This window comes from Roseibium aggregatum IAM 12614 (assembly GCF_000168975.1).
GTDB lineage: Bacteria > Pseudomonadota > Alphaproteobacteria > Rhizobiales > Stappiaceae > Roseibium > Roseibium aggregatum.
This window is the reverse complement of sequence record NZ_AAUW01000001.1, coordinates 334,989-354,911: the sequence shown is the minus strand read 5'-3', so window position 1 is coordinate 354,911 and position 19,923 is coordinate 334,989. Positions and strand designations below refer to the sequence as shown.

12 protein-coding genes are annotated in these 19,923 nt (G+C 59.4%); 4 read left to right on the top strand and 8 right to left on the bottom strand.

All coding sequences use genetic code 11. The annotated features are described in order from the left end of the window. The first annotated feature begins 68 nt into the window (after window positions 1-68). Entirely contained in the window at window positions 69-1,232 is a 1,164-nt protein-coding gene (locus SIAM614_RS01590) for an iron-containing alcohol dehydrogenase (protein ID WP_006931495.1), read from the top strand. Beyond that, the gene (locus SIAM614_RS01585; protein WP_040438754.1) at window positions 1,229-1,687 is read left to right on the top strand and encodes an acyl-CoA thioesterase; all 459 of its coding nucleotides are present in this window, start codon (window positions 1,229-1,231) and stop codon (window positions 1,685-1,687) included. The genes SIAM614_RS01590 and SIAM614_RS01585 overlap by 4 nt, the downstream gene beginning before the upstream one ends. Window positions 1,688-1,874: 187 nt before the next feature. Here the strand turns inward: SIAM614_RS01585 and smpB are convergent, their stop codons facing one another. Further along, window positions 1,875-2,354, bottom strand: coding sequence for an SsrA-binding protein SmpB (smpB, locus tag SIAM614_RS01580; RefSeq protein WP_006931491.1), 480 nt, complete (start codon window positions 2,352-2,354; stop codon window positions 1,875-1,877). A gap of 104 nt (window positions 2,355-2,458) precedes the next feature. After that, window positions 2,459-3,337 (bottom strand): 4-hydroxy-tetrahydrodipicolinate synthase, encoded by an 879-nt coding sequence (gene dapA / locus SIAM614_RS01575; RefSeq protein ID WP_006931489.1) that lies wholly within the window; start codon window positions 3,335-3,337, stop codon window positions 2,459-2,461. Window positions 3,338-3,615: 278 nt separating this feature from the next. Here dapA and SIAM614_RS01570 point away from each other — a divergent pair, with 278 nt between their 5' ends. Next, window positions 3,616-4,545 (top strand): alpha/beta fold hydrolase, encoded by a 930-nt coding sequence (locus SIAM614_RS01570; protein ID WP_006931486.1) that lies wholly within the window; start codon window positions 3,616-3,618, stop codon window positions 4,543-4,545. Window positions 4,546-4,706: 161 nt separating this feature from the next. On the opposite strand, the gene SIAM614_RS01565 is transcribed toward SIAM614_RS01570, so the two are convergent. The 5 genes from SIAM614_RS01565 to parA form a co-directional block, all read right to left on the bottom strand. Continuing rightward, complete coding sequence (locus SIAM614_RS01565) at window positions 4,707-5,867, bottom strand: porin (protein ID WP_006931484.1); 1,161 nt, start codon at window positions 5,865-5,867, stop codon at window positions 4,707-4,709. 438 nt (window positions 5,868-6,305) lie between these two features. Then, complete coding sequence (locus SIAM614_RS01560) at window positions 6,306-7,466, bottom strand: porin (protein ID WP_006931481.1); 1,161 nt, start codon at window positions 7,464-7,466, stop codon at window positions 6,306-6,308. Window positions 7,467-8,239: 773 nt separating this feature from the next. Next, on the bottom strand, window positions 8,240-10,339 hold the full coding sequence (gene pbpC, locus SIAM614_RS01555; protein ID WP_198137235.1) for a penicillin-binding protein 1C: 2,100 nt from the start codon (window positions 10,337-10,339) through the stop codon (window positions 8,240-8,242). Between the two features lie 39 nt (window positions 10,340-10,378). Then, entirely contained in the window at window positions 10,379-15,925 is a 5,547-nt protein-coding gene (locus tag SIAM614_RS01550; protein ID WP_006931478.1) for an alpha-2-macroglobulin family protein, read from the bottom strand. 311 nt (window positions 15,926-16,236) lie between these two features. Continuing rightward, complete coding sequence (gene parA / locus SIAM614_RS01545) at window positions 16,237-16,878, bottom strand: ParA family partition ATPase (RefSeq protein ID WP_006931476.1); 642 nt, start codon at window positions 16,876-16,878, stop codon at window positions 16,237-16,239. Between the two features lie 144 nt (window positions 16,879-17,022). On the opposite strand from parA, the gene SIAM614_RS30405 reads away from it, so the two are divergent. Continuing rightward, window positions 17,023-18,675 (top strand): diguanylate cyclase, encoded by a 1,653-nt coding sequence (locus SIAM614_RS30405; protein ID WP_006931475.1) that lies wholly within the window; start codon window positions 17,023-17,025, stop codon window positions 18,673-18,675. Window positions 18,676-18,725: 50 nt separating this feature from the next. Here SIAM614_RS30405 and SIAM614_RS01535 read toward each other — a convergent pair whose 3' ends face one another. Beyond that, the gene (locus SIAM614_RS01535; RefSeq protein WP_040438752.1) at window positions 18,726-19,913 is read right to left on the bottom strand and encodes a lytic murein transglycosylase; all 1,188 of its coding nucleotides are present in this window, start codon (window positions 19,911-19,913) and stop codon (window positions 18,726-18,728) included. Window positions 19,914-19,923: the final 10 nt, after the last annotated feature.

The window sequence follows — 19,923 nt, the reverse complement described above, 5'->3', positions numbered from 1 at the left end:
ATCAATCTCCACTCGACTGCGCATGTCTTTTCCGGGCACTCTTGGGCAAACAGAACCCGGGAGGACATATGATAGGGGCGTTCACGTTCAACACCAGTCAGCGCATCGTCTTCGAGAATGGAGCGGCCGCGAACCTGGCAAGCCACGCAGCTTCTTTTCTGGGGCCCCGCCCCTTTCTCGTTACCGATCCGGGCATTGTTTCCCTTGGGCTGCAGGCGTCCAGCGAGGTTGCGCTGGCTGATGCCGGACATGAATTGGCCAGGTTCAGCGACGTCGTCGCCGATCCGCCGCGATCACTCGTCGATGCAGCCGTGGATGCGGCCCGCGCTCACGGGGCAACATCCGTCATCGGGTTCGGTGGCGGCTCGTCGCTGGATGTCGCCAAGCTGGTCGCGCTTCTTCTGGGAAGCAACGAGGAACTGGACGATGCCTGGGGTATCGGAAATGCCAAGGGCCCGCGTTTGCCACTGATCCTTGTTCCGACAACCGCAGGAACCGGATCGGAGGTCACTCCGATTTCGATCATCACGGTCGGAGAGGAAGAAAAGCGTGGCGTCGTTTCCCCTTTCCTGCTGCCCGATCTTGCGATCCTCGACCCTCTGCTGACCCTTGGCCTGCCGGGGCCGGTAACAGCGGCGACCGGCATTGACGCGATGGTCCATGCCATTGAAGGCTACGCCTCGAAATCCGCGAACAACAATCCCGTTTCGAGGACCCTTGCCGTTGAAGCCTTGAAGCTGCTGGGCGCCAATATCGAAAAGGCGGTGTTCACACCTGCCGACAAGGACGCGCGCGGTGCCATGCTGCTGGGATCCATGCTTGCCGGCATGGCGTTCGCCAATTCGCCGGTGGCTGCGGTTCATGCGCTCGCCTACCCCATCGGCGGCACATTTCACGTGCCGCACGGGTTGTCCAACGCGCTGGTGCTGCCGCATGTTCTGAAGTTCAATAATACAGTTGCCTCAGAAACTTATGCCGAGATTGCCCCAATTGTCTTCCCGGCACTTGCCGAGGTCAGCGATGCCAGGGCGCGCTCTGACCTGTTCGCAGAACACCTGGCGGACCTCGCCGCAAAACTGGGACTTCAGACACGCTTGCGTGATGTCGGCATCAGCGAGGCGGACCTGCCCAAAATGGCAAGCGACGCCATGAAACAGACCCGCCTTCTGGTCAACAATCCGCGGGAACTTGGCGAAATGGACGCGTTTGACATCTACAAGGCGGCCCTATGAATTTCACAGCTCCTCCACAAGCAGCCAGACCGCAACCTTTAAAACGGTCCGACTTCAAAGCTTTTCTACATATCCCCACAAGGTGGATGGATGTGGACATTTATGGGCACGTCAACAATGTGCAGTATTTGAGCTTTTTCGACACGGCCGTTAACAGCTGGTACGTTGAAAAGAAATTGCTCGACCCACTCAGCAGCCCCGAGATCTTTCTGGTGGTGGAAACCGGCTGCCATTACTTTGCCGAACTCACCTTTCCCTCTGTCGTTTCCGCAGGGCTCAAAGTGGAGAAACTCGGCTCAACATCAGTGGTTTTCCGGGTCGGATTGTTTGCCGGCGAAGCCGAGACAACAGCGGCACACGGCCGCTTTGTGCATGTCCACGTGAACCGCGAAACACGCAGGCCCTGCCCCATTCCCGACTGGAAACGGGACATTCTGGAAGGTTTGACGGCTTAGGTCTTGAACCGGCCAGGCGAGACAGTTTCGCTGCAAACGGTCACAGGCAATCCACGGGAAAAGTGCGGGACAGGCGGTTTCACTACCCACAGGAACTGCACAGCCCATCCACACGTTATGCGCAAGTCTTCAACAGGTTACGCACAGTCATGGAATTGTCGTGCGGTGTTGCTGTGGATAGCGGCAGTTAGCTGAAGTTCTTCATCAAACGGGACTTTTCCCGCTGCCAATCGCGCTTCTTTTCGGTCTCGCGCTTGTCGTGCAGCTTTTTCCCGCGGGCCAGTGCCAGTTCGAGCTTTGCCCGGCCCTGCTCGTTGAAATAGAGCTTGAGCGGAACAATCGTCTTGCCTTCCTTCTGGACGGCACCTGCGAGCTTGCCGATTTCGCGCTTGTGCAACAGCAACTTGCGCGGACGGCGCGGCTCGTGGTTGAACCGGTTGGCCTGCAGGTATTCCGGAATATAGACGTTGTAGATCCAGATCTCGCCCTGATGCTCGGCAGCGTAAGATTCGGCGATGTTCGCCTTGCCATTGCGCAGAGACTTGACCTCGGTGCCTTTCAGCTCGATGCCTGCTTCCAGCGTATCTTCAATCTCGTAATTGAACCTGGCTTTCCGGTTGTCGGAAATGATGGTCCGCCCCGGATCGCCCCCTTTTCTCGGAGCCATTTTTATCCTTCCGGCGTCTGTGCCATGGATTTGAGTTCGTCTCGAACAGGCAAACAATCGAGACGAACGTCAGTTCCCGGCGGCAAGCGCCATTCCTATTCCGATCAGTTGATCAGTCCGGCATGCGCCATCGCAGCGCGAATTTCGGCCTGTGCGGCCTCGGTCACCGGCAGCAGCGGCAGCCGAAGCTCTTCATCCACCTTGCCAAGCAGGGAAAGCGCGTATTTTGCGCCGCCCGGGCTCGGCTCCAGGAACATGGCCCGGTGAAGCGGTGCCAGACGATCCTGATACTCAAGTGCCTTCTTGTAGTCACCGGCAAGCGTGGCAGCCTGGAACTCGGCACAAAGGCGAGGCGCCACATTGGCGGTCACGGAGATGCAGCCGACACCGCCATGTGCGTTGAAGGCAAGCGCGGAGATGTCTTCACCGGAAAGCTGAACGAAATCCGGACCACACAGATGGCGCTGACGGCTCGCCTTGGCCATGTCGGCAGTCGCATCCTTGACGCCCTTGATGTTCTCGCAGGTTTCAAACAGCTCGGCCATCGTTTCCGGCAGCATGTCGACAATCGACCGGCCCGGAATGTTGTAGATGAAGATCGGAATACCGACCGCATCGTTGACGGCCTTGAAGTGTGCCTTCATCCCGGCCTGGTTCGGCTTGTTGTAGTAGGGCGTCACGACCAGCAAGGCGTCAGCGCCAGCCTTTTCGGCGTGCTGAGCGAAGTCGATTGCCTCGATCGTGTTGTTGGAGCCTGCGCCCGCCATGACGGGAACGCGGCCGGCAGCCGCTTCCACGCACAGCTCCACCACCCGCTTGTGTTCGTCGTGCGTCAGCGTCGGGCTTTCGCCGGTTGTTCCCACGGGCACGAGACCGGATGAGCCTTCGGCGATCTGCCAGTCGACAAACTCCTGAAACCGTTTCTCATCAAGCGCTCCGTCCTTGAACGGGGTAATCAGCGCTGGAATTGAACCTTTAAACATCTCGGTTTCCTCTTGGATGATTGTCGCGGTTCCGACGGGCGGAAGGGTATCTGTTTCAGATGGAGGCGCAACATACTCATCTGCTGAACAAGGAGCAATGGTTCCAACGCCATAGAACTGCTGCTTTTCGACTTTTCTTGCCTCAACTGCGTTCTTCGAGCGACACCTGCCCCCTTCTTTTCAAACCCGGATAAGAAGTCTTCCTATTGGCAGCCCTGCGCATTCCACTCTATCTTTGAAAAAACAACTTTTGGATGGAAACGTAACGGGAGACACCCATGGCTTCTGCGCCACAAGAAGCGCTTGTCAACGCCGACACTGCCCCAGCTCCCCCGGTGGTCGAGTTTACCTGGCAAAGTCCCGACGGCCTGACCCTTTCCGGGCGCGAGTGGCCGGCGGCAAAGGCTGCGCCCAAAAGCGCAACGCCTCCCGTTCCAGTTCTTTGCCTGCCAGGGCTTTCGCGAAACACGCGAGATTTCAATGAGATTGCCCATTTTCTTCAATGCTGCGGCCACAGGGTCATCGCTCTCGATTACAGGGGGCGCGGCAAGAGCGACTGGGATCCTGACTGGCGAAATTACGCGCTGACCGTTGAAGACAAGGACATCGACGCTGCCATAGCAAAGTTGAACCTGGACCGATTTGCCGTACTTGGAACGTCACGTGGCGGCTTGCATGCCCTTGCCATGGGCTTGCGCTATCCGGCGTCCCGAATGGCCGCCGTGATCTTAAATGATATCGGTCCGCATATCGAGATGCGCGCGATCCACCGGATTGCGGCGACACTTGGCCATCACATGAAAAACGACTCCCATGAGGAGATCGCGGCCAAGCTCGAACATACGCTCGGTTATCAGTTTCCAGGTTTCGTCAAGGCCGACTGGCTCAGACTGGCCCACCAGCTAGCATCGGAACGCGATGGCCATGTGGTGATGGACTATGATCCCGCCCTCGCCCATCAATTGGCAAGCCTGGATGATTCCACGCCGACGCCTGATCTTTGGCCACTCTATGAAAAGCTGTCCGACAGGCCGGTTCTGGTTCTTCGCGGAGAACATTCCGATCTGCTGAGCCCGGACACCTGCCGCCGCATGATGGAGTCTCACCCCAACGCGGCGTTGAAAACCGTTCCCGGCCAGGGACATGCCCCGGTTCTGTGGGATGGCGAGACGCATAAAACGATCTCGGAATTTCTGAAAACCGTCTGACCCTGATCAGACGGCCCGGTGTGTGCGCGTCTGAGCTTCTGAGCTTCTGAGCTTGGGCAACACAATATGCGCAGCTCTTTGCAGACTTTTAAGCCTCGACAAGACAAAAGAAAACCCGGCGTTTCCGCCGGGTTTTCCATCAAACCTCGAGTGAGGGTTGATTAGAAGGTGCGCTGCATACGAACACCGAAGAGGAGTTCGTCAACGTCAGACGCGTTGCTCGGGTCGGTGTTGGCGTAACCAACGTCAGCACCCATTACGAAGCCAGAGACCGGCTCCCACTGTACGGAACCGTCGATTGCCCAACGGGTCAGGTCGGTTGCGCCAGTCGGCTGATCGATGTCCATGTAGGAACCGTCAAGTGCCAGACCGATCGTGGAAGTTGCCTGGATGTAAGCACCAGCCGACAGGGAGTAGCCGGTGGAGGTGCCGCTGGTCGGGCCGTAATCGGAGACTGCTACGCCGCCAACGGTGCTGCTTGCGCCGATGTAGGACAGAGCGCCGTCTGCGTAGAAGCCCTGGAAGAAGATGTTGGAGCCCGGAGAAGCCATCGGCAGGTTGATGGCTACGCCACCGCCGATTGCCCAGCCGAAGGAATCGTCAGCACCGTTGTTGGTTGCGCCGGTCTGGTGTGCGTTTGCACGATCCGGGTAAACCTGGTGCAGAGCACCGGACAGCTGTGCAGAACCCCAGCCCTGGGAAACGCCGAGAGCAGCGACCAGGTCCGGTGCACGCGTGCCGCCGTAGGTGCCAACCTCACGATGCGAACGATCTTCCAGAGCGATCGTAGCGGAGAAGCCGTTGCCGAAAGCTGCGGTGTAAGCGATCTGGTTGACCGTCTGGTCGGACCAGTTACGGCTAACAACACCCATGAACGCCTGACCGGTGAAGATGTCGAAGTTCGAGGTCAGAAGACCAGCTGTCAGGCCGCCCCACTGGATGTAAGCGTTGTCGAGCGTTGCAGAGCCGACAGCGTTCGTAACGGTGGAGTACATGGAGACGTATGCACGCAGGGTACCGAATTCGGTTGCGGTGCGAGCGTCCAGGTACAGGTAGCCGCGAGACAGCCAGGAGTAGCCGTCAGAATCACGGTTGCCCCATGCGCCGTTGTCCAGCGTGTTGTTGACGATCACCTGGGTACGAACACGGCCGCCAACGCGGAGGCAGGTTTCGGTGCCCGGGATGTAGTAGAAGCGTGCGCCGTAAGCGTCACAGACGCGAACGTAATCAACCGGCTCCGGAGCAACCGGAAGATCGGCTGCCTGTGCGGTGGTGGCAGCAGCAGCTGCTGCAGCGCCGAGCATCAAGCTCTTGAGTTTCATATCTGACCTCCAATCAGTCATTTCAATTGGCACCAAAGAAAAGCGCCATTGTCCCCGCGAATTGTTTCTGAGTTTGTCACCGACCGGAGGTTGGACGTCCGAGGCAGACAAATCAGTGCGGCTCGAAGCCGCTCGCAAGGATGACCATACGCATCCAATTTCCCGGTTCAACACAGAATACGGTTCTGACCTACCGCAGCGGCTGTTTTCAAAAACCGGTGTTGCGCGAATGTCACAAAAACAGATGGGAAATTTAGGAACTGTTAGGATTCTCGGCAAAAACGCCGATCTGACCGGCCTTTGACCGGGAGGCCAGGAGCCTCTTCCCATGCAGATTCTCGGGGAATCAAAATGGGGACGGCCCGGCAGATTGAAGCCTGCCGGGCCGCGAGACTGACTGGAGTTCAGAGGATCACAGCCAGAAATCTAATCAGATGATTAGAAGGTGCGCTGCATACGAACACCGAAGAGGAGTTCGTCAACGTCAGATGCGTTGTCCGGGTCGGTGTTGGCATAACCAACGTCAGCACCCATTACGAAGCCAGAGACCGGCTCCCACTGTACGGAACCGTCGATTGCCCAACGGGACAGATCGGTTGCGCCGTTCGGCTGATCGATGTCCATGTAGGAACCGTCAAGTGCCAGACCGATCGTGGAAGTTGCCTGGATGTAAGCACCAGCCGACAGGGAGTAGCCGGTGGAGGTGCCGCTGGTCGGGCCGTAATCGGAGACTGCTACGCCGCCAACGGTGCTGCCTGCGCCGATGTAGGACAGAGCGCCGTCTGCGTAGAAGCCCTGGAAGAAGATGTTGGAACCGGAGTTCAGCATCGGCAGGTTGATGGCTACGCCACCGCCGATTGCCCAACCCAGGGAATCGTCAGCACCGTTGTTGGTTGCGCCGGTCTGGTGTGCGTTTGCACGATCCGGGTAAACCTGGTGCAGAGCACCGGACAGCTGTGCAGAACCCCAGCCCTGGGAAACGCCGAGAGCAGCGACCAGGTCCGGTGCACGCGTGCCGCCGTAGGTGCCAACTTCACGATGCGAACGATCTTCCAGAGCGATCGTAGCGGAGAAGCCGTTGCCGAAAGCTGCGGTGTAAGCGATCTGGTTGACCGTCTGGTCGGACCAGTTACGGCTAACAACACCCATGAACGTCTGACCGGTGAAGATGTCGAAGTTCGAGGTCAGAAGACCAGCCGTCAGGCCGCCCCACTGGATGTAAGCGTTGTCGAGCGTTGCGGAACCAGCAGCGTTCGTAACGGTGGAGTACATGGAGACGTATGCACGCAGGGTACCGAATTCGGTTGCGGTGCGAGCGTCCAGGTACAGGTAGCCGCGAGACAGCCAGGAGTAGCCGTCAGAATCACGGTTGCCCCATGCGCCGTTGTCCAGCGTGTTGTTGACGGTTACCTGGGTACGAACACGGCCGCCAACGCGGAGGCAGGTTTCGGTGCCCGGGATGTAGTAGAAGCGTGCGCCGTAAGCGTCACAGACGCGAACGTAATCAACCGGCTCCGGAGCAACCGGAAGATCGGCTGCCTGTGCGGTGGTGGCAGCAGCAGCAGCTGCAGCGCCGAGCATCAAGCTCTTGAGTTTCATATCTGACCTCCAAAAGTCAATTTTCATTGGAACCGAACCTGACCCTCAAGGACCGGCGGGCTCCATCCCCGCGATTTCGTACAAAAACAATTCAGCAGAAAAGTCAGAACCGTTTTTACTGGCGATTACTCGCCGTCGCAGAAGCTAAGAACCAAACTCGACGTGGCACAGCAAGCCCAAACTGCCTTGGGGAAGCATAGTCAGGTATCTGTGTGTTTTTTCTGCAACATGCTGTTTTGCAACCCGTTTTTCATTACCCAAGGGAATACAAAAGCAATCACCCCAGGAAAACTCTGCAAAACTCACGGATACGTGAGGCAGACCTCACGCCCTTTTCGGCGTAACACAACAAAGAAAAAAATAAGACAACCGAAATCTGAGATAAATTCAAAACAAAAATCACCACATACTTCAAGTTTTGAATTGTATACATCAGTGATGTTTTTCATTTTTTCTTTATTTATTCTCTTTTAACGAAATAGTCGAGAAATAACAAAGAAATTCACACGCTTCCCTTTGGGAAGGCTAGGCACCACTCAGACGAGTGTAGAAAAACCTTTGAAACCCGAATACGTAAATCGAATCTCGTCTTCCACATGCTTTGCAGCTCATTCTGAATCAGAAAGATTCGCGGTGACTGGATGAAACAACGCGTTTGATAGAGATTCGTCGGCTGAAGCAGTAAAGCCGCCTCGCCTACCTCATTCCCTTCGGCGGAGATCATTTCACCACTCCAGTAAACCGAGTGATCCTTGGGGCATGATCAATGTCCCCTAACGCAGAAGTACGGTTATTCCGGCACTGTTTCCATTGGCATCGAGCACGGTCACATCCGCAAAACCGGGTGTGTCCGGCTGCCAGATCAGTTGCCGCTCCCGCTGGCCGGTGTGAAGGGGGTGGCCGTTGACCAGGAAGGAATACGGCCCGGCGCCACCCTTGAACTTGACCACAAGAGGCTGCGACGCCTGGTTCGATGTGCTGTCTTGTGCGAATCCCAGATCAAGTTCCGCACCGTCCGGTGGATAGGAAATCTGCAAGGTGTCGCCTGTGCGCATGGTGCCGCGGTTTTGCGGCAAGCGAACAAAGCGAAGCGGTTCGGGAACCTGCCGCCCGGCAAAACCCATGGCTTCCGCCGGACCGTCGGGGAGCGGAACCCTGTCCGGCCCCAGGATCTGAAATGTCTCGAAGAGAACCGGAACCGCGACAGAAGCACCCGTCGCCCCGGGAACAGGCGTGCCGTCCGGGCGTCCCGACCAGATCGCCACCACATACCGTCCGTCATAACCGACCGCCCAGGCATCCCGGTAGCCGTAGGCCGTGCCGGTCTTGTAGGCGACATGGTGCGTTTCGGCGCTTTGCGGTTGCGGCAATCCAGACAGAATGTCGCCAACCAGCCAGGAGGCTTTTTCAGACAGGACACGGGCTGAGGACACCGGCGGCCTGTCCCCTCCGCAATCCGCGCGGCAGACCGACAGAGCGACCGGCTCGCCCCCGCGCGCCATTGCCGCGTAGGCCTGGGTCAGATCCCGCAGGGACAGTCCGAGACCGCCAAGGCTGATGGCAAGACCCGGTGCGATGCCTTTTTCCATGACGGGATTGGCACCGGCCCGTTTCAGGCGCGCAATCAGCCGCGCGGGCCCCACTGCTTCCAACAGTTTCACGGCCGGTGTATTCAGCGACAACTGCAGCGCTTCGCGCAAGGTGACCGTCCCCTGGTAGGACTGGTCGAAATTCGTCGGCTGGTATCCGCCGATGTTGGTTGCCCGATCTTCAATGAAGCTTTCCGGCAGACCGATACCTTCTTCAAAGGCAAGGCCGTAGATGAACGGTTTCAGCGTTGAACCCGGCGAACGTGTGGCGCGGGTCATGTCGACATGCCCCTGGCGGCGGGTATCGAGCAGGTCGGGCGCGCCGACGCTTGCCAGAATGTCCCCGCTCTGGTGATCCGCCACCAGGATTGCCAGAGAGACGGGCGCAGGCATCGTCTCGCTCTTGCGCCTGGCCAACGCTTCGAGCGCGCGCTGAAGCTCAAGGTCGATGGTCAACCGGTGGACGGGCGATTGAGGCGAATCGGCACGTGCCTGCCGGCTTTCATGCGGTGCCAGGAACGGCATTGCGTAGCGGACGGACCTGACCGGCTCGGCCGCAGCCGAAGCCGCCTCTTCCCTGCTTAGAACACCGGCGGCCGCTGCCCGGCGCAGCACCCGGTTTCGGGCTTCGCGCGCGCGTTCGGGAAAACGATCTGGCCGCCGGGCCTCCGGACTTTGCGGCAACGCCACCAGCAACGCGGTTTCCGCAGGTGTGAGACGGCCCGGCTCCTTGCCGAACCAGGTCAGGCTTGCCGCGCGCACACCTTCCAGATTGCCTCCGAAGGGAGCCCGCAACGCATAGAGGCGCAGGATGTCTTCTTTCGAGAATGCCGCCTCAAGCTGAATGGCTCGAAGCAATTGCTCATATTTGCGCTGAAGCGACTTTGTCGGCTGCTCTTCCAGCAGACGTGCAACCTGCATGGTGAGCGTCGACCCGCCTGAGACGATACGGCCGTTCCTGAGACTTTGCAGGGCGGAGCGAATCAACGCCCGCGGATCGAACCCGCCATGTTCGAAAAACCGCTTGTCCTCGAAGGCCAGCAGCATCCGGAAATAAAGCGGATCGATTTCGGCCAATTCCACCGGCAAGCGCCACTTGTCGTCGTGGCTGGTGAAGGCGCGCAAAAGGCGGTCGTTCCGGTCGAGAACGACGACCGACAACGACAGATCTGCAACACGTGGCGGAACCGGCAGCGACGCGTAGTCGTGCCCCACCTTTGCAAACAGGCAAAGCGACAGCGCGGCAGCGCCAAGACCGGCGGCAGCCAGCCACCGCCGGGTCATTTGCCAGTCCCGCCGCGCCAGTGTCTTCATCGTCCGGCCTTACCGCGTCGGCCCGAGAACAACCAACCTGCCGGTTGCCGTGATGGCGCGCCGGTCCGGACGATACATGTCCTCGACCGACGCCGGCGGATGCGTATAGTCCCCCGGCGTTGCCGCCCTTGCAAGATAGGCGAAGGTCAGTTCCTTGCTGCTCCAACGGGTCTGGTCGACAGCCACTTCGAAACGGTCCTTGTAAAAGGCCGAATGCTCGGGCTGATCGATCGTATCAAGGAACGAAAGGCCGCCGAGATCACCGGACCGCACAAGCCGTGGATTGTCGATCGCGAGACCGGCAGGCAAGCGGTCGACCACCATAAGCCGGCCCGGATGATCCGTCAGGGCCCGCACGGTCACGACAACGGCAAGCCGGGTATTGACCGGAACAGCGGTTGGGTCGATCGGGTTGCCGTCCAGGTCGTAGACCGTCCGCTCGACAGCATAGTCCTTACCACCGGCAGGTTCAGGTACCAGCGGCTGACCGGCGACGGAAACGAGAAGCTCCGTTGCGGTGTCACCGTTGTTCTTCACCTCCGCCGGGAACCCCGTGACTTCGCTGCCGGCAAGCGACCAGGCCAGACGCCCCGGTGTCACTTCACCACGAACGGAGATCTTCGCGTCCTGCGCGGATTCGTTGAGCGCATTGGCAGCCAGAAGCAGCCAGGCCATGTCCTGTGTCGACCGGTATGGCTTGTTGGCCTGGGCCGTTTTCAGGAAGTCGATGGCGTCTGTCTTCAGACTGTCGTCCATGGATGCCGAAACGACATAGTCCGTCACGCCGGCGCTGTCGCGCAGGACTGAGCCATAGTCGTCGCGGTAATACTGCGGAGCTTCCTTCGGCAAGGCGGCAAGTGCCGCGCGGAAACCGGTGGCCGCCCGCTCACGCTCGCCATAAAGGGCAAGCCCCGCGGCAACCTGTGCCTTGGCGAGCGGTGTTGCGAAGTTCTGCAGCTTGGCATCCAGGTAGTAGCGAAGGTCGCCCATCGAGGCGCGGCCGTTGCGGGCCAGCACATAAAGCGCATAGGCGATGTCCTCGCCGCCATCCTGGAAGTCGGACGAATAGGCCAATCTGTTTTCCAGATTGTCCAGCGCCGAGGTGAACGCGAGGTCGGGAACCAGATAGCCTTTCTCGCGAGCGCGCGTCAGGAAGTCGGTGACATAGGCGTTCAGCCAGGTGTCACCGCCGCCATAGCTGTTCCAGAGACCAAAATCACCGGAAGAGGACTGGTTCGACAGGATCCTGGCAATCGCCTTGACCACCCGTTCCCGAATGGCGCTGTCACCACCCAGGCCGGCAGCCTCCGCAACTTCGCTGAGATAAAGCAGCGGCAGGGCACGGCTGGTCGTCTGCTCGGTGCAGCCATAGGGATAACGGTCAAGTGCCGCCAGAAGGCCAGCGACATCGATACTTGCCGCGCCGCCCGCAGACAGGGTGATATCGACCGTGTCCGCACGCAGGCCATCGAACGTATCCGCATCCACCGAGAGACTGTCGCCCGACGCCAGCGAGAAGCTGGACTGACGGACGACTTCGGGCTGGGTATCTTCAACCTCGAGGCTGAAACGCTTGACGAAGACTTCGCCCTGGGGCCCGGTGAGAGACGCCACGACTTCTGCCCTGGTCAGCATGTCTTCTGCCGAAACAGCCAGAAGAACCATTTCCTTCTTGCCGTTTTCCAGATCAAGCGTGCGCGACTGATCCGCGCTGCCGCCTTCCAGGCGAAGTCCATCCGCCACGGAGACGTCGAGAGTATAAGCGCCCGACGGGCCGTCGACGTTGTCGATCTCCAGCGCGATGCGCGATTGGTCGCCAGGTGCCAGGAAGGCTGGTGCACTTGCCGTCATCACGACCGGTGAACGCACTTCCACTTCCTGATCGGCAGAACCGACACCGTCCTTTGTCCAGGCAACCGCCATCAGTTTGACAGCGCCATTGAAGGCCGGGATATCGAAGGAGACCGTCGCTTCGCCGTTGTCACCAACGGTCACCAGTCCGGAGAAAAGGGCAAGCGGTTCTTCGTCTGGTGGGGGTGCATCGAGCCGCATGCCTGCGGCATCTCCTCCGGATCGGACCCGCCCGCGGGTACCGGCCATTCGGTCGATCAACTGGCCATAGAGATCACGAAAATCAGTGCCAAGGCGCCGCTGGCCGAAGTACCATTTCTCGGGATCGGGTGTCTTGAACCCGGTGAGGTTCAGGATACCGACATCGACGGCAGCAACCGTCAGATAGGCCTGCTCTCCCGCTTTCAGGTTCGCAAGTTTCACCGGCACGTCCAGTGTCGTCTCGGGCAGGATCCTGCTCGGTGCCGACAATTCCACGTCAAGCGCCCGGTCACCCGGATCGACCTGCAGCCAGGACAGGCCCACGGCGCGTGACGGCATCCGCTTCTGGTCCAGGTCCATGGGACGGTAGAGGCTTGCCGTGATATAGGCCCCTGCCCCCCAGTCGTCACTGACCGGTATCTCGACCTCGGTTTCCTCGGTAGCCACTTCAACGGTCTTGCTGGCCAGCAGCCCGCCGGAAACGACATTGACCACGGCAATCCCGGCCATCTGCGGCTTCAGGCGCAGCTTGGCCGTGTCACCCGGCCGGTAGCTGGTCTTGTCGAGACCAACGTCCAGATAATCAGGTGTATCGGACGACGCATCGGCGGAATACCAGCCGGCGTTGAAGGTGACGCGTGTCGATGTCTGCAGCGTTCCGTTGCCTTCGACATCGAGACGGTACTCGCCCCATTCCACCGGAAGGGAAAGCTGTGCCGGCTGCCCGGCGCTCACCTGCAAGGTGCCGGTGGCGACGCGGCGGGTCGTGGTGATCGGTTCGTAGGACCAGTTGCCGTCATAACGGTACCACTGATACCGCCGGTCGACCTTGGACAGGGTCCAGCCGATATCGGCCGCATCCATCTCCTTGCCGTCCTCATCGATGACGATCACTGAGAAGTCTGCCGGGCCGCCTTCGTCGACACCACCGTCGTCGAAGGCCGGCTTCACGCCAATGCGCGGTCCGTCGATGGCAACGGGCAGATCCAGATCCCGTTCCACGTAACGGCCACCTGCTTCCACAAGGCGTGCAATCAGCTCGCCGGTATAAAGCATGGTCGTTTCGGGAAGGTCGGGCATGAAGACGTCAAAGGTGAGCTTGCCGTCGTCGTCGGTCTTCAGGCCGGACGACAGAGACCCGCGCTGTGAATAGGCATCCGCATCGGCAATGCCGAACTGATAGCCAGGATGGGCTTCAAGCGTACGGATGGGCCTTACGATGACATCGCCTTCCAGCGCCTGGCCGCTCGCCGGCGAACCGTAGAGATATTTGGCATCCAGGGAAACCGCTGTCGGTCCGGTGCGGTTAAAGGCCTTCGCATCGGTCTTCAGGTCAAAATCGACACGCTCGGGCTGATAGTCTTCCACCAGGAAGGTCTGTTCGGTGAGCGCCCTTCCCTTCGGATCGGCAAAGACCTGCCAGGACCAGATGCCCTGTTGCGCGGACGCAGTCAGCGTCACATCCTGAAGATGGCTGCCGAGCCCGCCGTCGTTCACGGTAAAGCGGGCGTGCTCGACCCCGTCGGGGCGGTTGAAGATGAAGGTGAGCGGGAAGTCTTCCTGCGCGGTTGCACTTGCGTTGCGCAGCAGTGCCTGTGCGTGCACGGTTTCGCCGGCCTTGTAGATACCGCGATCCGTCCAGGCAAAAACGTCGAGCGGCCCCGGTGCTGCGCGGCCTTCGACACCGCGGTCGGAAAGATCGAACGCAGGCTTGCGCAGGTCGAGGAAGGAATAGTCGCCCTCGGACGTTTCCGCGACCAGAATACCGGGTGCCTGACCGCCCCGGCCACGTGTGAGGCCAACGGCAAAATCCGCAAAGCCTTCTGCGTTGCTGACGGTTTCCCCCACAATGTCGTTGTTGACGGCCAAAAGGCGCACGGTCACGCCTTCCAGGGCTTCGGCGCTCGTCAGAGAGCGAATGTTGGCCGAAATGCCGTTGTCGCCCGACAGGGCCGTCAGACCAAGATCGGACACCAGGAACCATTGGGTCGCGAGGGTGCCCCAGCGGTTCTGCTGATCCAGCTTGGAGCGCGCGGTCATGGCATAGACACCCGGCTTCAGCTCGATGCCGGTTTCGGAAATCGGTATGGCGGTGGTGATGTCCTGGTTGAGGTCGTTGCCGGTCTCGACGATCCCCGACCAGACCTTCTCGCCCAATTCGTCCTCGATCTGGTCTGCCCGCCAACTGTCGAGCTGCCGCAGGAAGCGGTTGTCACGCAGGATATCTGCGATGGAGCGGTTGCCGATCCGGTAGATCGAGGTTTCGACTTCCGAGGTGTTTACGGAAACTATCGGAATGGTGGGGTCGCCACCGGCGGGAAGAACGTAGGAGCGGCTCAGAAAGCTGACAGACGGCGAGCGATCCTTGACATAGACTGTCAGGTCGGCGGTCTTTTCCAGTTTCTCGCCATCGGCGGCCGGCAGGCCGCTGCGCGCTGTGATCTGGTAGCGGCCACCATGCTTGAGCCCGTCGGCACAGATCTGGTTGCCTTCCGACTCGATTGCAAAGGTGCCCTCGCCGCTTACGCTGACATAAGGGCTCATGTCCTGGCCGAGCGGCAGTTTTTGAGAAAAGACCAGACAGATGCGCGGGGACGCACTGTCAGAATCCACTTCGTGATCGACGATCCGGAAGCCATGTTCGGCCACAAGATCCGCATACTGGCGGCGGACACTGGAGTTTTCCTCAGCCACCAGCGATGCCCGCAAGGCCTTGATCGCAGTCTTGTATTCGCTGCTGCGGATCAGCGAGCGGCCCAGTATTTCCAGCGCCAAGGCACGTTCAGGTGCACTCACCGAGCGCAGATAGGCATTGATCGAGGCGGAAACCGCGTTCTTGCGTTTGGTTTCCCTTTCCTCCCAGCTATCAGGATCCTGCAGCATCAACGCCGTGGCGAGCTGGGTCCAGGCATCGAACTCACCCGGTTCCAGCTTGATCAGTTGGAGGAAGTCAGCTTCGGCAAGCGCACCGTTTCGCGCGCCGAGGGCGTCCTGACCGCTCCGACGCAACTGGTCTGCCGTCTGGCCATTGGGGCGCACCGAATTTGCAATGCTCAGGGAATAGGTCTGTGCGCTTTCCAACTGAGACTTGGGAACAAAAACCAGCTCGGCCTTGCGGTCTGCGCTCTGGTCGGCGCGCGGTGCTTTTACCTCGACGACGCGGCCGGCGACAGCACCGGCAAAGCTCTGCAATTCGCCGTGGTCGGTTTTCAGAAAACACCAGCCTGCGGAGGTGTTGAAGGTGAAGGCGCGGCATTGCGAGTCGCCCAGGCAGACGGACTTGCAGCCATCCAGATCGACATCTTTCACGGTGCGATAGTCACCGCCGAAAAAATCGGCATCATCGATGGTGACTATTCGCCGGTCCTGCGCACCTGCGGATGTGGCCATGATACCGGCCATGCCTGCGGTTGCCACAGCAAGCAGCGTGGTCTTCGCGGCCGTCTTGAAGCGATGCTTGAAATTCATGGAAAGCCTTTGGGAAACAATCGAAAAAACGAACATGGCCAATCCTCCGGGGCCTATAATTTCCCCTATCAAGGCACCGGATCGTGACAAGGACAAGGCAAAAAAGATTTTAGAGTGAACTCTGCTGACGCTAGGGCGTCGCTCCGTAAATGAAAACGAAATGGCAAGAGAAATGACGGACCGAGTCGGGAGCGTTTCCCGGTGCAGGCTTTATGCCCGGTCAAGCAGGCTGACGAAATGCAGCGACGCCATTTTCATGTCATTCGGATTTGACCGGATTGGTCTTCAGCGGTGTTATCAATGCCTCAAAACAAGCTATATTTGATGCGTTTCCGCGCCTTGAGACCTTAGCCGATCCTGCCGACCAGCTCCTCTATCAGCAACGCAATTTCCTGGGCTGCCTTGCTGGACGGTGCATCCTCGGTCACGGCGCATCCCTTGCCCATAGCGGAAGCAAAAACGGTCCGGTTGCCGAGGCGCGCATTGAGCGCGTCATAGCCGGAGGCTGCTATGGCCTCGGCCATTTCGCCTGTCAGGGAAGCGCGGGGCGGCACGCGGTTCAGCACCAGCAGTGCGGGCGTGTCTTCCCGCGCGGCCATCTCGATGGTCTGCGACGTTGCCCACAGATCGACCGGTGTCGGCTGGATCGGAACAATCACGAAGTCCGCCGCATCGATGGCCGGCTTGGCATCGCTGTCGGTCTTGGGCGGTGTATCGATAATCACATAGCCATGAGACTTGGCGAGCGAGCGGGCCTCGCGCCTTGCACCCCACCCGGAAGCTGTCCGGAACTCAAGGCCGGTATTGTCTTCGCCCAGGCTGTCTTCCCTTGCCTCGAACCAGGTTCCCAGGGACCCTTGCGGATCCACGTCGAGGATCGCCACCGGTTCACCGGAGTGTTTGGCAAGCGCAACGGCAAGGTGAGCCGCAAGGGTGGTTTTCCCTGACCCGCCTTTTTGCTGTGCAACAGTCAATATCCGCCCGGACATGCCTAAACCTCCAGAATTTCACCAATATATTGCGCTGTTGTTTTTCGCAACGCAACAAATCTATGGCTTATCCAAATGAATTTCCGCCGCGTTTACGGAAATATGCCTATGATCAGACTTGGTGTTTTTTAAAAGCTACCGTTGATGGAGGCGCACCTGAAGGAACTGCAAGAGCGAAGCTGGGCCCTTCGATGGCGTAATCCGGCGTTCTGCAAGCGCCTTTTGTATGACGCCCTGCAACAGGACCCGACACCGGATCCCGGCAACCGTCCGCTTCAGTTCAATCTTGCCTGGCTGGAGCGCTGGTCCGGTCATTTCGATGCGGCGGCAAAGCTTGCCGACGAGGCCTTTTCGATGATGGATCCGAAGCAGGATCCGGAAGGCTGGTCCGAACTTCTGGTGATCAAATCGGTCTGCGTCTACAGCCTCGGTGAACTGAGCAAGGCCGACGCAATTCTGGGGGAAAGCCTTGAAATCCTGGGCGCCGGGGCTCATGGCCCTGCCGGCATCGAACCGCTGACCGTGCTCGCCAACATGTGCGCCTATTATCACGACTATGAAAAGGCACAGTCCAAGCTGCAGGAAGCCATGTCCATCGCCGATCGGCTGGGCCTTGTCTATGAACGCTCTCACATCCTGCAAACCCTGTCGCGAACCGAATTGCGCTGCGGCACCGTTGAAGCCGCCGTTGACGCGGCGAAGGCCTGCCTGGCAGATGCGCTCGAGCATCGCAACGCCGTAAATCTGCCTTACGCCTACGAGGTTCTGGGGGCCGCGCTGGTGGAAGCAGGTGCGCTGGAAGAAGCGCGCAGATGCGCCGCCAAGGGCCTTGCGGCATCTCAGTTCAGCCAGGACCAACGGGTCGCCTGCCACCTCTATTACGTGCTGGGTTTGAGCCTTTTTGAAGAAAAACGCTTTGATGAAGCGCGGGCAGAACTGGAAAACGGTCTTCTGAATGCGGTGGGCGCCGACTATAACCACTGGATGCGGAGCTTCTACCTGAAGCTTTCCCAGACCCATGAAGCTCTGGAAGAGCATCGCAGCGCACTGGACTATCTGAAGGCCTATGTGACCCTTCAGAAAAAGATGTTTACTGAGGAAACGGAACGTCAGAGCAACGACTTTCGCAACCGCATGGAATTTCGGCTGGCGCACAGCAAGGCCGATTACGAGCGGGAACTGCGCACCAGAACCGAAACCCTGAATGCGGAACTGCAGGAAGCCAATACCAGCTTGCGGGAACTCAACGCCCGGATCGAGTTCAATGCCCTGCATGATGCCCTGACAGGTATCGGCAACCGCCGGATGATGTCGAAATTCTTCGAAACGACCAGAACCGGCATGGCTCCGGGCGTGAAAATCGCCGCCATTCTGATCGATCTGGACCGGTTCAAGAGCGTCAACGATCATTACGGCCATTCAGTCGGAGATCAGGTCATCAAGGCGATCGCCACCCGGCTGTCGGATCTGCTGCACGAGGACGAGACGATTGTCCGGATGGGCGGGGACGAGTTTCTTATCCTGTCGACGCGGCGCATTGGTGCCGACAGCCTTTCAACCCTGGCCGAGGAGATCGTCCGCGAGATCAACCTGCCGATTTCAATCGAGGGTTCCGAGGACAGGACAGTCGGTGCGAGCGTCGGGGTCGCGGTTCAGCCCAACGGACCTGACCTGGAATATGAGCTGCTCAGGAACGCGGATGAAGCCATGTATCAGGCAAAGAAAACTGGCCGGAACAGGAGTTGCCTCCATTCCAGCCTGGATGTTTCGTTGCCACAGGGTGCCAACGCTTCCTGACCCGAAAACCAAACCTGTTACCGGCAAGAGCGGGCAAGAACCCCTTGCCGCTATTTTCCGCCAAGCGCCGTATAGACGTTCCACGACGGACGGCCCGTCACCGGCAGGCCATGGCGCGCCTCGGCCTTGCGGATGCCTTCACGTGTGGCCGGGCCGACCTTTCCATCCGGTTCACCGACATTGAAGCCATTGCGATTGAGGAGCTTCTGCAACTCCACGCGCTGCGCACGGGAAAGGCCCGGGTTATCCGTCGGCCAGGGGGTCTTGAACGGGTCCCCCCCGGACACGAGCTCCGACAACAGGGCAATCGCCAGACCGTAGGAGGTCGACGCATTATAGGAGCGAAGCGCCCGGAAGTTGCGCGTCACCAGGAAGGACGGACCGCCCGCCCCTGCCGGCTGGATCAGGGCTGCATCCAGATTGCCGGAAAGACCGCCACCGTCGATTTTGGTGAAGCCCCGTTTGGCCCAGGTTGACAGGGAGGAGTAGTTCTTCAGGCCCGACGGGCCGCTGTAGCTCTTCGGTGCCTTGACTTCGTACCCCCAGGGCCGGCTGTTGCTCCAGCCGGCGTTTTTCAGGAAGTTCGCCGTTGACGCCAGCGCATCGGGAACAGAGTTCACCAGATCCTTGCGTCCATCGCCATCAAAGTCGACGGCAAGGCTGTTGTAGGTGCTCGGCATGAACTGGGTCTGACCAAAGGCTCCTGCCCAGGAACCGACAAAATCCTTGGCCGGAACATCGCCGCGCGAGGCGATCTGCATGGTCTTGATCAGTTCGCCCTGGAAATACTTCTGGCGACGCTTGCCGGCGCAGACCAGATTTGCAAGCGCGTGCGGGGTGTAGAAATCGCCACGGAAATTGCCGTAGTCGCTCTCGATGCCCCAGACGGCCAGGACCACGTGCCGATCGACCCCGTATCTCTTTTCGATGGAGGAAAGCGTGCTGCTGTGCTTTTTCAGGTTGGCCTTGCCATCCTGGATGCGCTGCGTATCGACCAGAAAAGCCATGTAGTCCCAGATTTCGGTCTTGTGTTCGGGTTGGGACGTCGAAAAGCGGATGACTTTCTCGTCGAAGGTTACGCCCGACAACATGCTTTCGGCTATGTCCGGACGGACACCGGCGGCAACCGCCTGCTTTTTCAGGGAGGCCACGCAGCTTTCGATGGCAAAAGCCGATCCCGTCATGGCCATCATCGACAGACCGGTTCCAAACGCAACATTCACAATGTGATTTCGCATGCCCTGATGC

Coding starts and splice junctions, on each gene's coding strand:
- SIAM614_RS01590 (WP_006931495.1), top strand. CDS start 69: ATGATAGGGGCGTTCACGTTCAACACCAGTCAGCGCATCGTCTTCGAG.
- SIAM614_RS01585 (WP_040438754.1), top strand. CDS start 1,229: ATGAATTTCACAGCTCCTCCACAAGCAGCCAGACCGCAACCTTTAAAA.
- smpB (WP_006931491.1), bottom strand. CDS start 2,354: ATGGCTCCGAGAAAAGGGGGCGATCCGGGGCGGACCATCATTTCCGAC.
- dapA (WP_006931489.1), bottom strand. CDS start 3,337: ATGTTTAAAGGTTCAATTCCAGCGCTGATTACCCCGTTCAAGGACGGA.
- SIAM614_RS01570 (WP_006931486.1), top strand. CDS start 3,616: ATGGCTTCTGCGCCACAAGAAGCGCTTGTCAACGCCGACACTGCCCCA.
- SIAM614_RS01565 (WP_006931484.1), bottom strand. CDS start 5,867: ATGAAACTCAAGAGCTTGATGCTCGGCGCTGCAGCAGCTGCTGCTGCC.
- SIAM614_RS01560 (WP_006931481.1), bottom strand. CDS start 7,466: ATGAAACTCAAGAGCTTGATGCTCGGCGCTGCAGCTGCTGCTGCTGCC.
- pbpC (WP_198137235.1), bottom strand. CDS start 10,339: ATGACCCGGCGGTGGCTGGCTGCCGCCGGTCTTGGCGCTGCCGCGCTG.
- SIAM614_RS01550 (WP_006931478.1), bottom strand. CDS start 15,925: ATGTTCGTTTTTTCGATTGTTTCCCAAAGGCTTTCCATGAATTTCAAG.
- parA (WP_006931476.1), bottom strand. CDS start 16,878: ATGTCCGGGCGGATATTGACTGTTGCACAGCAAAAAGGCGGGTCAGGG.
- SIAM614_RS30405 (WP_006931475.1), top strand. CDS start 17,023: ATGGAGGCGCACCTGAAGGAACTGCAAGAGCGAAGCTGGGCCCTTCGA.
- SIAM614_RS01535 (WP_040438752.1), bottom strand. CDS start 19,913: ATGCGAAATCACATTGTGAATGTTGCGTTTGGAACCGGTCTGTCGATG.